The sequence below is a fragment of the uncultured Sphingomonas sp. genome (assembly GCF_964250165.1).
GTDB lineage: Bacteria > Pseudomonadota > Alphaproteobacteria > Sphingomonadales > Sphingomonadaceae > Sphingomonas.
Window position 1 is genome coordinate 20,397 of the sequence record NZ_CAXUEK010000012.1, and the last position, 13,689, is coordinate 34,085.

General features: G+C 71.2%; 16 protein-coding genes. 8 read left to right on the plus strand and 8 right to left on the minus strand.

The genetic code is table 11. The features are described 5' to 3' along the window. Positions 1-17: 17 nt before the first annotated feature. On the plus strand, positions 18-473 hold the full coding sequence (locus ACFE64_RS04215; protein WP_375391206.1) for a hypothetical protein: 456 nt from the start codon (positions 18-20) through the stop codon (positions 471-473). Positions 474-558: 85 nt separating this feature from the next. Here the strand turns inward: ACFE64_RS04215 and ACFE64_RS04220 are convergent, their stop codons facing one another. The 4 genes from ACFE64_RS04220 to ACFE64_RS04235 are packed head-to-tail and all read right to left on the minus strand — an operon-like array spanning position 559 to position 3,368. Further along, entirely contained in the window at positions 559-1,983 is a 1,425-nt protein-coding gene (locus ACFE64_RS04220; protein ID WP_375391240.1) for a coniferyl aldehyde dehydrogenase, read from the minus strand. Positions 1,984-1,988: 5 nt separating this feature from the next. Then, a complete protein-coding gene (locus ACFE64_RS04225; RefSeq protein WP_375391207.1) occupies positions 1,989-2,369 on the minus strand; it encodes a hypothetical protein in 381 nt (126 codons plus the stop codon). Continuing rightward, positions 2,366-3,124 (minus strand): prepilin peptidase, encoded by a 759-nt coding sequence (locus ACFE64_RS04230; RefSeq protein ID WP_375391208.1) that lies wholly within the window; start codon positions 3,122-3,124, stop codon positions 2,366-2,368. The genes ACFE64_RS04225 and ACFE64_RS04230 overlap by 4 nt, the downstream gene beginning before the upstream one ends. Next, complete coding sequence (locus ACFE64_RS04235; RefSeq protein WP_375391209.1) at positions 3,105-3,368, minus strand: hypothetical protein; 264 nt, start codon at positions 3,366-3,368, stop codon at positions 3,105-3,107. The genes ACFE64_RS04230 and ACFE64_RS04235 overlap by 20 nt, the downstream gene beginning before the upstream one ends. 100 nt (positions 3,369-3,468) lie before the next feature. Between ACFE64_RS04235 and ACFE64_RS04240 the strand changes: the two genes are divergently transcribed. From ACFE64_RS04240 to ACFE64_RS04250, 3 genes are all read left to right on the plus strand, one after another. After that, positions 3,469-4,653, plus strand: coding sequence for an acetyl-CoA C-acyltransferase (locus tag ACFE64_RS04240; protein ID WP_375391210.1), 1,185 nt, complete (start codon positions 3,469-3,471; stop codon positions 4,651-4,653). 113 nt (positions 4,654-4,766) lie between these two features. After that, positions 4,767-6,677, plus strand: coding sequence for a TIR domain-containing protein (locus ACFE64_RS04245; protein ID WP_375391211.1), 1,911 nt, complete (start codon positions 4,767-4,769; stop codon positions 6,675-6,677). Positions 6,678-6,738: 61 nt separating this feature from the next. Further along, a complete protein-coding gene (locus tag ACFE64_RS04250; protein WP_375391212.1) occupies positions 6,739-6,891 on the plus strand; it encodes a hypothetical protein in 153 nt (50 codons plus the stop codon). 126 nt (positions 6,892-7,017) lie between these two features. On the opposite strand, the gene ACFE64_RS04255 is transcribed toward ACFE64_RS04250, so the two are convergent. Continuing rightward, the gene (locus tag ACFE64_RS04255; RefSeq protein WP_375391213.1) at positions 7,018-7,503 is read right to left on the minus strand and encodes an SH3 domain-containing protein; all 486 of its coding nucleotides are present in this window, start codon (positions 7,501-7,503) and stop codon (positions 7,018-7,020) included. A 113-nt stretch (positions 7,504-7,616) separates the two neighbouring features. Between ACFE64_RS04255 and ACFE64_RS04260 the strand changes: the two genes are divergently transcribed. The 3 genes from ACFE64_RS04260 (at position 7,617) to ACFE64_RS04270 (ending at position 9,230) form a co-directional block, all read left to right on the plus strand. Continuing rightward, positions 7,617-8,615: a 2-hydroxyacid dehydrogenase gene (locus ACFE64_RS04260; protein ID WP_375391214.1), complete on the plus strand. Its 999-nt coding sequence runs from the start codon at positions 7,617-7,619 to the stop codon at positions 8,613-8,615. 61 nt (positions 8,616-8,676) lie between these two features. Then, a complete protein-coding gene (locus ACFE64_RS04265) occupies positions 8,677-8,949 on the plus strand; it encodes a CopG family ribbon-helix-helix protein (RefSeq protein ID WP_375391215.1) in 273 nt (90 codons plus the stop codon). Beyond that, positions 8,937-9,230, plus strand: a complete 294-nt coding sequence (locus tag ACFE64_RS04270) for a type II toxin-antitoxin system RelE/ParE family toxin (protein WP_375391216.1) — start codon at positions 8,937-8,939, stop codon at positions 9,228-9,230. The genes ACFE64_RS04265 and ACFE64_RS04270 overlap by 13 nt, the downstream gene beginning before the upstream one ends. A gap of 3 nt (positions 9,231-9,233) precedes the next feature. Here the strand turns inward: ACFE64_RS04270 and ACFE64_RS04275 are convergent, their stop codons facing one another. Next, positions 9,234-10,637 carry an NAD(P)H-dependent flavin oxidoreductase gene (locus ACFE64_RS04275; RefSeq protein ID WP_375391217.1) on the minus strand — a complete coding sequence of 468 codons (1,404 nt, stop codon included), beginning with the start codon at positions 10,635-10,637 and terminating at the stop codon, positions 9,234-9,236. 73 nt (positions 10,638-10,710) lie between these two features. Further along, positions 10,711-11,850 carry a glycosyltransferase family 4 protein gene (locus tag ACFE64_RS04280; protein ID WP_375391218.1) on the minus strand — a complete coding sequence of 380 codons (1,140 nt, stop codon included), beginning with the start codon at positions 11,848-11,850 and terminating at the stop codon, positions 10,711-10,713. Between the two features lie 79 nt (positions 11,851-11,929). Here ACFE64_RS04280 and ACFE64_RS04285 point away from each other — a divergent pair, with 79 nt between their 5' ends. Next, positions 11,930-12,493, plus strand: a complete 564-nt coding sequence (locus ACFE64_RS04285) for a DUF4337 domain-containing protein (RefSeq protein WP_375391219.1) — start codon at positions 11,930-11,932, stop codon at positions 12,491-12,493. 28 nt (positions 12,494-12,521) lie between these two features. Here ACFE64_RS04285 and ACFE64_RS04290 read toward each other — a convergent pair whose 3' ends face one another. Continuing rightward, positions 12,522-13,637, minus strand: a complete 1,116-nt coding sequence (locus ACFE64_RS04290) for a glycosidase (RefSeq protein WP_375391220.1) — start codon at positions 13,635-13,637, stop codon at positions 12,522-12,524. Positions 13,638-13,689: the final 52 nt, after the last annotated feature.

Below are 13,689 nucleotides of genomic sequence, written 5' to 3' on the forward strand. Positions count from 1 at the left end.
GTTCGCCGGAGGTCATCGTGCTCGAGGCCGACATGTCGAGCAAGGCGGCGGTGGCGAGCGGGGTGGTGTCGAAGCCGGCGAGCGGCGTCAGCGGCTGCGCGAGCTGCGGGTCCGCCGGCCCGGTCGGCGCGAGCGCCTGGCCGGCGGCGGTCGGCTGGGTGGTGGCGGACTGGGGAGTCGGCGTGGGCGAAGGCGTCGTCCTCGGCGTCATCTGCGCCGCGCTGGGCATCGGCTCGAGCGGTGCGTTGATGTCGCCCGACAGCGGTGGCAGCGCCGCGTTGAACTCGGCGTCGGGCACGATCGGCCCCTCGCCCGGCGCGGCGGCGGCGGGAGCGCCCGGCACCGGCGTCGGCGTCGCACCGTCCGTTGGTTGTGGCCTGGGGGCATCCGGCCCACGCGCGGGCGCGGTGCCGGGCTTGGAGAGTTGGGCGAGCGCCGGCGAGGCGGCCAGCAAGGCCGCCGTCAGCCAATAATGACGCCCGCCAAACCCGCTCACGCGAAACCCTTTACCCGGGTGCGCCGTTTGCGGACTACCCCCTAAAGAGCCGTTAAGCTCGTTCAGGCGCCCTGATCCCTCACACCGATCTGTTTTGCAATGGTTTTCCGTAAGGTAGCGCCGTAGGGCGGCTTCATCCCCGCCAGCTTCGCGACGTCGAGGCGCGACTGCTGGTAGACCGCGCGCGCGTGGCTGAACGTGCGGAAGCCATCGCGGCCGTGATACGCGCCCATGCCCGACGGGCCGACGCCGCCGAACGGCAGGTCCTCCATCGAGACGTGGAACACCACGTCGTCCAGCGTCACCCCGCCCGAGATCGTCCGATCGAGCACGCGGCGCCGCTCGCCCGCGTCGGGCCCGAAATAATAGAGGCCGAGCGGGCGCGGCCGGCGGTTCACCTCGGCGATCGCGCCATCCGCGCCGCCGTAGCGGACGATCGGGAGCACCGGTCCGAAGATCTCCTCCTGCATCAGCACCATGTCGTCGGTGACGTCGCGGACGATGTGGAGCGGCATCTTGCGGCTGTTGGAGGCGGCGAAATCCTCGCCGGCCGGGTTGACCACCTCCACCGTCGCGCCCTTCGCGCGGGCATCGTCGAGCCAGGCATGGAGGCGCTGGTGGTGGCGATCGTTGACCACCGACGTATAGTCCGGGTTGGCGAGCAGGTTCGGATACATCGCCGCGGCCGCGCGCTTCAGCCCGTCCACGACCTCCGCCTCGCGCGCGGCGGGCGTGAGCACATAGTCGGGCGCAAGGCAGATCTGCCCCGCATTGAGCATCTTGCCGAGCGCGATCCGCTCGGTCGCGCGCGGCAGGTCCGCGCCCGCGCCGATGATCGCCGGCGACTTGCCGCCCAGCTCCAGCGTCACCGGCGTCAGATGGTCGGCGGCGGCATGGAGGATGTGGCGCCCGATCCCCGTCGCACCGGTGAACAGCAGATGGTCGAACGCCAGCCCGGCGAACGCCTGCCCCACCTCGGGCCCGCCCGAGAAGAAGGCCAGCTCCTCGGCGGCGAACCAGTGCGGCGCGACCTCCTCGAACAGCGCGGCGGTGACGGGGGTGAACTCGCTCGTCTTCACCATCACCCGATTGCCCGCCGCGAACGCGCCCGCGACCGGCCCCATCACCAGGTTCACCGGGAAGTTCCACGGCGCGATCACGCCGACGACGCCCTTGGGCTGAAACTCGACCCGGGCGCGCGCGCCGAGCAGCCCGAGCGGGAACTGGACGGCGCGCTTCTCCGGCTTCGCCCAGCGCGCCAGGTGCTTGAGCGCATGGTCGATCGGCCCGATCGAGCCGGCGATGTCGGTCAGCATCGACTGCTCGCGGCTGCGATGGCCGAAATCCTCGGACAGCGCGTCGCAGAAGCGGGCGGCATTGTCGCGCACCATCGCGGCGGCGCGTTTCAGCCGATCGCGGCGCGTGTCGAGCGATACCGGCAGCTCGGCCATGAACGCCGCCCGCTGCGCCGCCAGCACCTGGTCCATCTCGCTCATGCGCACCCCACCATGCCCCCGAGCGGCGTCACGATCTCGTCCCGGCCCGCCGGCGCGACGGTCAGCGTCGCGTCGGGCACCCAGGCGCCCTTCGCGACATCGCCGCGATCGCTGACGGTCAGCTCCAGCGTCGCCGCGACATCGCCCGTCCGGTAATGCGTGGTCGTCGCCAGCCCGAGCCCGGCGGACCCCTCCGCCGTCGTCCGCGCCAGGTCGAGCGGCTTGCCGTCGAGCTGGATGCGCAGCCGCTCGGGCGCGGCCATCGCCACCAGCTGGCGGTCGCCGACGCTCCACAGATAGGCCGCGCAGCCCGTCGGGGGCAGCGGCTGTTGCCCGATCGGCCCGAGCATGGCCTGGAGAACGAGCAGCGAAATCACGACCGATACGCTATCATGACGAGCCACGCCGGGTAAGCCGCCACGGCCAGCAATGCGCCGAGCGGCAGTGCGTCCGTCCGCCGCACGTCACGCCCGGTCAGCCGGAGCCAGGCGACGACGCCCAGCCCTGCCAGCGCGGCGACCAGCAGCACCGCCGGGAGCATCGCCCAGCCGAGCCACAGCCCGATCGCGCCGAACAGCTTGGGATCGCCGCCGCCCATCCCCTCACGCCCCCGAACCCGACGATAGCCGCGCGCGACCAGCCACAACAGCGCGAAGCCGAGCGCGCCGCCGATCAGCCGGTCGGGCAACGCCGGCGCGAGCCCCGCGACACCGGTCCCGATACCCCCTGCCGCCAGTGCCCCCGTCAGCCGGTCGGGGAGCCACCAGGCTTGGAGGTCGAGCGCCGCCAGCGCCAGCAGCAGCCACCCGAACATCGCGCCCGCGACGCCCTGCGCGCCCGGCGCGACCCAGCCCGCGCCGGCGCCGACCGCCGCCGCCAGCAGCTCGACCTGCCAATGCACCGCCGGCACCATCGCGCCGCACCCCCGGCAGCGGCCCCGCTGCGCCGCCAGGCTCATCAGCGGCACCAGCTCCGCCACGCGCAGCGTCCGCCCGCAGCCGTCGCACATCGAGCGCCCGCGGACGACCGAGCGCCCTTCCGGCCAGCGCACCACCAGCGTCGCGATGAAGCTCCCCAGGATTACCCCGAGCACGCCCAGCCCGGCAGCCCAGTCAGCCGCGCTCGTCGGCATCCGGATCGCGGATCAGATAGCGGTAGACGCCGAGCGCATCGATGCCGAGCAGCACGACGTTCTGGGTACCGAGCGCCCAGTCGCGCATCAGCGCGGCGCCGGTGATCCAGGCGACCGCCGACAGGCAGAACAGCACCATCGCCCAGCCGGTGTCCCGCCGTCCCCAGTCCAGCGACACCAACGCCGCCGCGATCATCCCGCTGATCGCCGCGAACCAGCGGATATAAGGCTCGAAATCCTGCATCGGCACGGCCCTACCCCGCCCGGGCGGCCACGCCAATTGTGTTCGCTCGGGCGCGGTCCTAGATGCGGCGCAACATCCGTTATCGGCAGGAGTTTTTCCCATGGCCAGCGATCCCGTCGTCATCCTCTCCTACGCGCGCACGCCGATGGGGTCGTTCCAGGGGGCGCTCGCCGGCGCGTCGGCGACCGAGCTCGGCGCGACCGCGGTCAGGGCCGCGGTCGAGCGCGCGGGCGTGCAGCCCGACCAGGTCGACAAGATCTTCATGGGCTGCGTCCTCCCCGCCGGCCTCGGCCAGGCGCCCGCACGCCAGGCGGCGATCGGCGCCGGCCTGCCGACCTCGGTCGAGGCGACCACCGTCAACAAGGTCTGCGGCTCGGGCATGCAGGCGGCGATCTTCGCGCATGACATGATCGCGGCCGGCTCGGCCGATCTGGTCGTCGCGGGCGGCATGGAGTCGATGTCGAACGCCCCCTATCTGATGAAGAAGCACCGCGCCGGCGCGCGCATCGGCCACGACACCGTGTACGACCACATGATGCTCGACGGGCTGGAGGACGCCTATGACGCCGGCCGCGCGATGGGCACCTTCGCCGAGGACACCGCGCGCGACTATCAGTTCACCCGCGAGGGCCAGGACGATTACTCGATCGAGTCGCTTTCGCGCGCGCTTGCGGCGCAGAAGTCGGGCGCGTTCGAGCGCGAGATCGTCGGCGTGACGGTCAAGGGCCGCAAGGGCGACACGGTGGTCGACACCGACGAGCAGCCCGCGCGCGGCGATCCCGACAAGATCCGCATGCTCAAGGCCGCCTTCGCCAAGGAAGGCACGATCACCGCCGCGACCAGCTCGTCCATCTCCGACGGCGCGGCGGCGCTGATCCTCACCCGCGAGTCCACCGCGGCGGCGAAGGGCCTGACCCCCGTCGCGCGGATCGTCGCGCACGCCGCCCATGCGCAGGATCCCGCGAAGTTCACCACCGCTCCGGTCGGGGCGGTCCGCAAGCTGCTCGACAAGGCCGGCTGGACGGTCGACGACGTCGACCTGTTCGAGATCAACGAAGCCTTTGCCTGCGTGCCGATGGCGTGGATGCATGATCTGGGCGTGAGCCACGACAAGGTGAACGTGAACGGCGGCGCTACCGCGCTCGGCCACCCGATCGGCGCGTCGGGCGCGCGGATCATCACCACCCTGATCGCGGCGCTCCAGAACAGGGGCGCCAAGCGCGGCGTCGCCTCGCTCTGCATCGGCGGCGGCGAGGCCACCGCGCTGGCCGTCGAGCTGATCTAGAGGCAGACCACCGTCTCGTCACCCCGGGCTTGAGCCGGGATGACGGACGGCTGCAAGCGCCGGCTGGCGGCCCGTACCCGATGGGCATATGTCCCGATCCGGGGGCACCCGCCATGGCCGACGAGTCGGACACGGGCGGCGCGGCACGCGCCGCCACTGTTTTCCTGAGCTACGCGCGCGCCGATCAGGCGCGGGCGACGCAACTCGCGGCTGCGTTGCGGGCGGCCGGCCTCACCGTCTGGTGGGACGCGCTGATCGAGGGCGGCACCGCCTTCGCCGCGTCGATCGCCGACGCGCTCGACACCGCCGACGCCGTGCTGGTGCTGTGGTCCGAGGCCTCGATCGCATCGGACTGGGTGCGTGACGAGGCCGCGCAGGGCCGCGATCGCCGCCGCCTGGTGCCGCTGCTGCTCGACGCCAGCAAGCCGCCGCTCGGCTTCCGTCAATATCAGGCGATCGACCTCTCGGCGTGGCGCGGCGATCCGGCCGCGCCGCAGGTCGCCGCCATCCTCCGCGCGATCGTCGTGGCCTGCGGGCGTCCCATGCCCGCCCTGCCCTCGCCCGTCGCAAGCGGCGTGCCGCGCCGCCGCGCGCTCGCGATCGCCGCGGGCGCGGTCGCCAGCGCGGTGGGCGGGACCGTCGCGATCGGGTGGCGCGGCGGCTGGTTCGCCGCGGCGGACGACAGCCTCGCCATCCTGCCGTTCAAGGCGCTGGGCAGCGACCCTGCCCAGGCCTGGTTCACCGAGGGGCTGACCGAGGAGTTCCGCGCCACGCTGGCGCGCAACCCGGCGCTGCGCGTCATGGCCGGCGTCTCCACCGCCGCCGCGGGCGAGGACGCGGCCACCGTCGCGCGCCGGCTCGCGGTCGCCTATGTGCTCGCCGGCACGGTGCGCCGCGACGGCGACATGGTGCGCATCTCGGCCGACCTCGTCGACCGCTCGGGCTTTACCCGCTGGTCGCAGAGCTTCGACCGGCGGCTCACCGACATCTTCGCCGTGCAGACCGAGATCGCCGGGCTGGTCGCGCAGGCGCTCGCCATCCGCGTCGCCACCACCCGCCCGGCACCCGGCGGCACCGCGGTCGTCCCCGCCTATGAAGCCTATCTGCGCGGCCGCGCGCAGTTCAACGCCGCCAAGGACGAGGCAAGCGATCGCGCCGCACTCGAGCAGTTCGAGATGGCGATCGCGGCCGACACCGGATTCGCGCTGGCCCATGCGGCGCGCTCGCGCTCGCTGGCGGCGATCGCGGCCGAATATGCCACGGCCGGCCACCTGCGGCCGCTGTTCGACGCCGCGCTCGACGCCGCGCGACGCGCCGTCGCGCTCGCCCCCGATCTCGCCGAGGCGCAGGCCGCGCTCGGCTATGCGCAGTTCGTCGGTCACCTCGATGTCCCCGGCGCGCGCGCCGCTTATGACCAGGCGCGCGCGCTCGGCCATGGCGACGCCGACATCCTGCTGCTGTTCGCGCTCTACGCGGTGCGCGCGGGGCGCGGCGGCGACGCGGTGGCGGCGATCACCCGCGCGCTGGCGCTCGACCCGCTCAATCCGCGAACGCACCGCGCGGCGGGGTCGATCAGCTACGGGCTGAGGCGTTACGGGACGGCGCTGGGGCAGCTCCGCCAGGCGGTCGCGCTCAACCCGGCCATCTCCAATGCGCGGGCGCTGATCGGCAGCTGCCGCTATCAGCAGGGTCAGGTAGCGGCGGCGCGGGCCGCCTTCGCCGCCGAGCCGCACGCCAACTTCCGCCTCACCGGCCTCGCCATCGCCGACCATCGCCTGGGCAGCCTGGCGGCCGCGCGGCGCGCGATGGCTGATCTGGTCGCGACCGCGGGCGACAGCGCGCTTTATCAGCAGGCCGAGGTGCTGGCGCAATGGGGCGAGTCCGGCCCCGCGCTCGCGGCGCTGGAGCGCGCCCGCGCGATCGGCGACTCGGGCCTGCTCTACCTCGCCACCGATCCGATGCTGGAGCCGCTCGCGAAGGAGCCGCGCTTCCGCGCGCTGTTGCGAGAGCTGCACCTGGGATGACGCCGTGGTCCTATCTTGCGGCGCCGTCCTGTGAGAGATTCATGTGGCAGGAGATATGACGATGGCAATCGACAGCGACCCCGAGACGATCCCCACCGGCGAACCGGACGGCGACCAACCCGCCCAGAAGCGAGGCAAGCTCGACCTCGACGAGGCGCGCGGCGTGAGCCGCCAGGAAAGCGAAAACCTGCTGTCGAGCGGCGACAGCCGATGATTTTTCGGGCGCTACGCTGATCGATGGCAACAACGGCAAGGCCCCGCTCGCGCCGTTGAAGAGTTTTGGGGTGGTACTGCGCTTGGCTCCCCGTTGCTGTCTGCTTTCGAGGCCGAAGACAAATGCTTATGGCAGCGTCTCCCCCGCCTCCACGCCCCACAGCGCGCTCGTCTCGACGAACCCCGCGCGCCCCTTCACGTCGAAGGCGCACCAGCCGTTGCCGCACTGGCTCACCCGCCCCACCACGCCCGGCGCCGCGCGCCAGCGCACCGCCCCGTCTGCGGATGGCAGCGCGCGCAGCGTCGCCGGGTCCGCGCCGTGGATCATGGCGGTACGCGTCGCGCTCAGCAGGTTCGCCTGTATCCAGCCGCCGTCGCCGTCCGGGTCCTCGACCTTGCGCCATTCCTTGAAGGCGGCGACCACCTTCACCGGCAGGCCGGCGCGCTGGTAGAGCCAGCTCGCGGGATAGGTGCGCGCCGGCCCGGTGCGCGCGCGCGCCTGTCCGGCCGAGATCGACGCCCAATAGGGCGGCTTGCGGGCGTCCTCGGCAGCGGCGGCCCCGGCAAGCGCGGCCAGCATGAGCGCTACGATCGGCGCGACGGCGCGGCGCATCGGCGGTTCCTTCTCCATGAACGGGGACCCTAGCCCGCGTCGGGCCGCCCCTTCAACAAGGCTGTCCTGCACGCGCCGTTGACGCCCGCGGCCCACCCCGCCAAGCCGGCGGCATGACCGACGCGCGCCGCTGCCCCAACCCGACCGTCGTCGTCACGCGCGAGCTGCCCGATGCGGTGATGGACCGGATGGCGGCGCTGTTCGAGGCGACGCTCAATCGCGACGACCACGCCATGGACCGCGCGCAGCTGACCGCGGCGATCCAGTCGTGCGACGTGCTCGTCCCCACCGTCACCGACGCCATCGACGCCGAGCTGCTCGCCGCCGCCGGCCCGCGGCTGAAGCTGATCGCCAATTTCGGTGCGGGCGTGAACCATATCGATCTCAAGGCCGCCCGCGCCCGCGGCGTCATCGTCACCAACACGCCCGGCGTGCTGACCGAGGACACCGCCGACATGGCGATGGCGCTGATCGTCTCGGTCCCGCGCCGACTGGCCGAGGGCGAGAAGCTGGTCCGCTCGGGCGAATGGCGCGGCTGGAGCCCGGGCGGGATGCTCGGCCACCGCATCGGCGGCAAGGCGCTCGGCATCGTCGGCATGGGCCGGATCGGCCAGGCGGTGGCGCGCCGCGCCCGCGCCTTCGGCCTGTCGATCCATTACCACAACCGCCATCGCCTGCCCAAGGTCGTCGAGGCGGAGCACGGCGCGCAATGGCACCCTAACCTCGACGAGATGCTGGGCGCGATCGACATCCTGTCGCTGCACACCCCGCGCAACGCCGACAGCGAGAACCTGCTCGACCGCCGCCGCCTCGCGCTGCTCCGCCCGCATGTCTATCTCATCAACACCAGCCGCGGCGGCATCCTGGACGAGGATGCGCTGGTCGAAGCGCTGGAAGGCGGTCGCCTCGCCGGCGCGGGCCTCGACGTGTGGCGGCACGAGCCCGCCATCGACCCGCGCCTGCTCGCGCTGCCCAACGTGGTGATGACCCCGCACATGGGCAGCGCGACGTACGAAGGCCGCCTCGCCTCGGGCGAGAAGGTGATTCAGAACATCCGCATGTGGGCGGACGGCCACCGCCCACCGGACCAGGTGCTGGAGGGGTGGGCGTGATCCTCTCGACGGGTCGTCCCAGCCGTCCTATATCACCTGGTAATACCCCGGAGGCGTGAACATGGCCACCTCTGTCAAACTCGACGACCAACTGAAGGCGCGGATCCAGCAACTCGCCCACGTGCGCGACCGCTCGCCTCATTATCTGATGCGCGAGGCCATCGAGCGCTATGTCGATCAGGAAGAAGCGCGTGAGCGTTTCCGGCAGGAAGCCGAAGAGTCCTGGCAGCATTATCAGGAAACCGGGCTGCACGTCACCGGCGAGGAACTGTTCGCCTGGCTTCGGACCTGGGGAGACGAGAACCCGACCGCGCCGCCCGCTTGCCACACCTGATCATCACGCCGGCAGCGCTGAACGGGATCGCGCGCTGCGCCCGCTTTCTGCGCGAGCGCAATCCGGCCGCGCAGGAGCGCGCCGCCGCGGCGATCGAGCAACGGCTCGCCGTTCTCATCCAGACGCCGGCCATTGGCCGCCCCTATCGAGCAGAACCGACCAAGCGCGAGTTGGTCATCCCGTTCGGCGATTCCGGCTACCTCGCGCTCTACCGCCAAGAAGAAGCCGCTGACGCGGTCACGATCCTTGCCTTCCGGCATCAACGCGAAGCCGGCTACTGAGCCTCAATCCCCCGTCAGGATGCGGTCCACCAGCTGCTTCACCGTCGGCACGAAGCCGTTCGAGTAGAACGGGTCGCGTTTGAAATTGTAGGCCGAATGGCCCGCGAACATCAGGTTCTGTTCGATGTCGCCGCCATGCGCGATGTCCTGCAGCGTCTTCTGGATGCAGAAGGAGCGCGGGTCCGCCAGCCGGCCGGTCGAGTTGGTGTCGGTGTCCGCCCAGGACGAGAACAGGCATTGCGACAGGCAACCCATGCAGTCCGCCTGATCCTTGCGGATCTCCGCCTTTTCCTGCGGGGCGACGAACACCAGCGTGTTGTCCGGTGTCTTGAGCGCGTCGGTATGCCCCTCGCCGAACCACTGCCGGGCGCGGAGCAGATCGTTGCGCGTCACCCAGAAGTTCTTGCCCTTGACGCCGACGTCGAGCTGGAAGACGTGATCGCCCGCTTCCTGCGTCGAAAAGGCGATCTGCCGCTCCGACCGCGCCTCCAGCGCGCGCAGGAACGGGTTGCGGACGGCGGACGAATAGAAGCCGGTCGGCGAGAAGCGGTGCAGCAGCACCTCGCCTTCCTCGATCCGGGTCAGGTGATCCTTCCAGTCCTGCGGGATCGGGCTCTCCTTCGTCAGCAGCGGCCGGGTGCCATACTGGAACGCGATCTGGCCCAGTTCGGGATTGTCGACCCAATCGTTCCAATCGCGCAGATACCAGACGCCGCCCGCCATCACGATCGGCGTCTGATCGGGAATCCCGCCGGCACGCATCGCTTCGCGCAGCGCCTTGACGCGCGGATACGGGTCCTGGGGCTGGAGCGGGTCCTCGGCGTTCGAGAGCCCGTTATGGCCGCCCGCCAGCCAGGGGTCCTCATAGACGACCGCCGCCAGCCAGTCCGCCGCCTTGGAATAGGCGCGCTTCCACAACGCGGAAAAAGCGCGTGCCGAGCTGATGATCGGCAGGTAATTCACATTGTAGGAGGCGGCGATCTCGCTCAGCTTGTAGGGCATGCCCGCGCCGCAGGTGACGCCGGAGACCAGCCCGCGGGTGCGCTCCAGCACCCCGTGCAGCACCCGCTGCGCGCCGCCCATCTCCCACAGCACGTTGATGTTGATCGCGCCGCGGCCGCTGGCGATGTCCCAGGCCCGCTGCACCTGCTGCACGGCGCCGTCGATGGCATATTGGATGAGCTCCTCGTGCCGCTCGCGCCGGGTCAGGGCGCGGTAGATCTGGGGAACGATCTTGCCTTCGGGATCATAGCTGTCGGCGTTCACCGCGGAGACGGTGCCGATGCCGCCCGCCGCCGCCCAGGCACCGGCCGAGGCGTGATTGGTCGCGGCGACACCCTTGCCGCCCTCGACCAGCGGCCAGACCTCGCGGCCGTTATAGGTGATGGGGTTCAGGCCTTTGAACACGCGCGTCGATGCTCCCGAGAGATGACTTTACGTTCACGTATAGCCGAAAGTTGCGGTAAACGGTAAATCCACATCAGATCGCCAGGGCGCCCGGCCGGCCCAGCGCCGTCTCGTAGAGATCGCGGTAGCGGGAGATCATCGCCGCCTCGTCATAGTCGGCCTGCGCCTTGCGCTGGTTGAGCCGGCCGATCCAGCGTCGGCCCGCCTCGTGGCCGACCAGCGGCTGCAGCGCGTCGCGCAGGAACACCTCGTTGCGGATGGGCGCGACATAGGGCCGGTTCTCCGGCGCGATCATCGCGCGGAGGTCGCCCACGTCGAAGCCGGCGATCGGCACCCCCGCCGCCATCGCCTCGACGACCGAGATCGGGAACTGCTCCGACAGGGACGACACGGCCAGCACATCGAACAGGCCGACATAGCGGTGCGGCTCCGGCAGGAAGCCGGGCATGACGAGCCGGTCGGCCAGCCCCATGGCGAACGCCGCCGCCTCGATCGCCTCGCGCTCGGGTCCTTCACCGACGATCACGAGGCGCACCCGGCCCGCCAGCCCGCCCGCCGCCCGCACCAGCGCCGGCAGGTCCTTGACCGGGCGCAGCCCGGCGAGCGCGCCGATCACCACCTCGCCGTCCCGCCGCCGGAGGCCGGGGATCGCGTCCGGCCGCGGCGGCTCAGCGTAGAGCGCAGTCGGGATGCCGTTGGCGATGCGATGGATGCGCGCGCGGGGCTGCCGCCAGGTCTTGAGCGCGATGCCCTCCAGCGCCTGCGACGGCACCACCAGGGCGGCAGCGGCGGGCAGCGCGATGCGGCGATAGACGTTGCGCTGGACCTTCAGCCCGGCCGCCTCGTCGGCGTTGAAGCCGTCCTCGTGATGCACGACCGGCGGCATGCCCTTGGGAAAGGCGCGCCGCGCCATCACCCCGTCGATCGCGCCCCAATTATAGGTCAGCACCAGGTCGAAGCGGCGCATGAAGCGCGCGATCGTCTCGAACCGGGCGACCGACGGTGTTCCGGTCAGCGGTGGCGGATCCTGCGCGATCTCGTACGCCACGTCCGCCGGGATCGCCGGGCGCGCGCCGAGCGCGTCGGGCGCGCCCGAAACGATCACGTGCCGCGCGCGATCGCCCCAGGCTTGCATCAGCCGGATCGCGCGCGCCTCCTTGCCGCCCAGATCGAAGGACGAATGGAGATGCAGGAGGCGGAGGGGCGCGGCCATGGCGCGACCCCTTAGCCCGCCGCCCGGATGACGCACAATTCACTGGCGCGTGCGGCGGGCTGCCCCAATCTCCCGCGCCATGGACATCGACGTCTCCGCCGAGGCCAAGGACAAGCGCCTCAATCGCCTGGTCGCGATCACCGTGGTGCTGCTCTCGGTCTTTACCGGCGTATGCGGCATCAAGGACGGCAACATCGTCCAGGCGATGCAGCAGGCCCAGTCCGACGCGGTCGATCGCTGGGGCGAGTATCAGGCCGACAAGACCAAGGGCCATATCGTCGCGACCGCCGCCGCGCAGCTGGCCGCGACGGCCGGCGACCGGCCCTCGCCCACCCTCACGGCGACGCTTGCCGGCTTCCACGCCGACGCCGCCAAATACGCGGCCGAAGCCCCCGCGCTCGCCAGGCAGGCGCGCGGCTTCTCGGATCAGTATGACGCGCTCAACGTCCATGACGACCAGTTCGACGCCAGCGAGGCGCTGATCTCCACCGCCATCTCCGTCGCTGCGGTCGCGGCGCTGATCGAGAGCACCGGCGTGCTGGGGCTCGCCTGGGCATTCGGCGCGATGGGCGTGTTCATGGGCGTGTGCGGCTTTGCCGGCTGGGGCTTTCACCCGGACATCCTCAGCAACTTCCTGGGCTAGACGCTGGCCGGCGTCGCCGGAACGCGATTCACCGCAGGTCGTCCTTGCGCAGATGCGTGATCCGGCAGGCGAGGTCCGCCTCGCCGCTCGCGACGATCCAGCGGTCGCCGCCGTCGACCAGCCCGGTCGTGAATACCACGTCGCGCAGGTAGAGCAGGTCGCTGAGCGGTTCGGTCAGCGCCGGTGCCGGCTCCAGCAGCGCCGCGTGATCGGTGGCGACCGTCACGCTGGGGTCGTCGCGGTCGAGCAGCGTCCGATAGGTGCGATAGACGCCCACCATCCCCGACGGCTCCACGCCATGCCACAGGCTGAGCCAGCCGCGCTCGGTCAGCACCGGCGGCGCGCCGCCGCCCATCCGCGCGGTCGCGACGGTGGCGGCGTGCGGGCGCAGGCCCGGCGCGTCATGGGGTTTCCAGTGCAGCGCGTCGGGCGAGCTAGCGAGGTTGATCGACGGCCCGGCGCGCCATTCGCTGTCGGGCGGATAGGCGAAATAGAGGTCGCCCAGCGGCCGCGTCTGCGCCCAATAGTCGCCGCCGATCAGGCCCGCGAAGATCAGCATGTCCTTGTTCTGATGATCGAGGACGATCCCCTCCAGCCGCCAGTCCAGCGCATCGTCGCTGGTATACAGCGCCGTGCACTGCCGCTCGGGGCTGACCGCGCAGGTGGTCATCAGCCAGCGCTCGCCTACCTTGCTGATCCGCGGGTCCTCGACGCCGTAGCATTGGTATGACGCGGTCGGGGCGATCGCCCGGTCGTAATGGATGTGGCTCACGCGTCGTCCCTCGGGATCCAGCTCGACCGGCAGCAGCCAGGAAAGACTGGTCAGCGCCAGCACCCGAAAGCCCGCGCCGCGCATCACGATCTGGCGCGGGTCGGCGGTGTCGACCAGCGACAGCGGCCAGGCATCCAGCGTGTATCCCTCTCCGGTCCGGCGGATCGAGTGGACATGTCCGTCGCGGATCGGCGTCCTGAGCGCCTCGGCGATGCGGACCATCAGCAGCAGGTTGCCGTTGGGCAGCCGTGTCAGACCGGGGTTGAACGCGCCCAACACATAGGTCTTGGCGTCGATCCGCCCCGCCAGCGGCGAGCGCGCGAGATCAACGTCGTGCGGCGTGAAGATCAGCGCGTCGTGAAGGATGGTCATGACGGGCAGAACGCCGCCGCTCGGGCATCGGCGCCGGGACGGCTCACCGCGC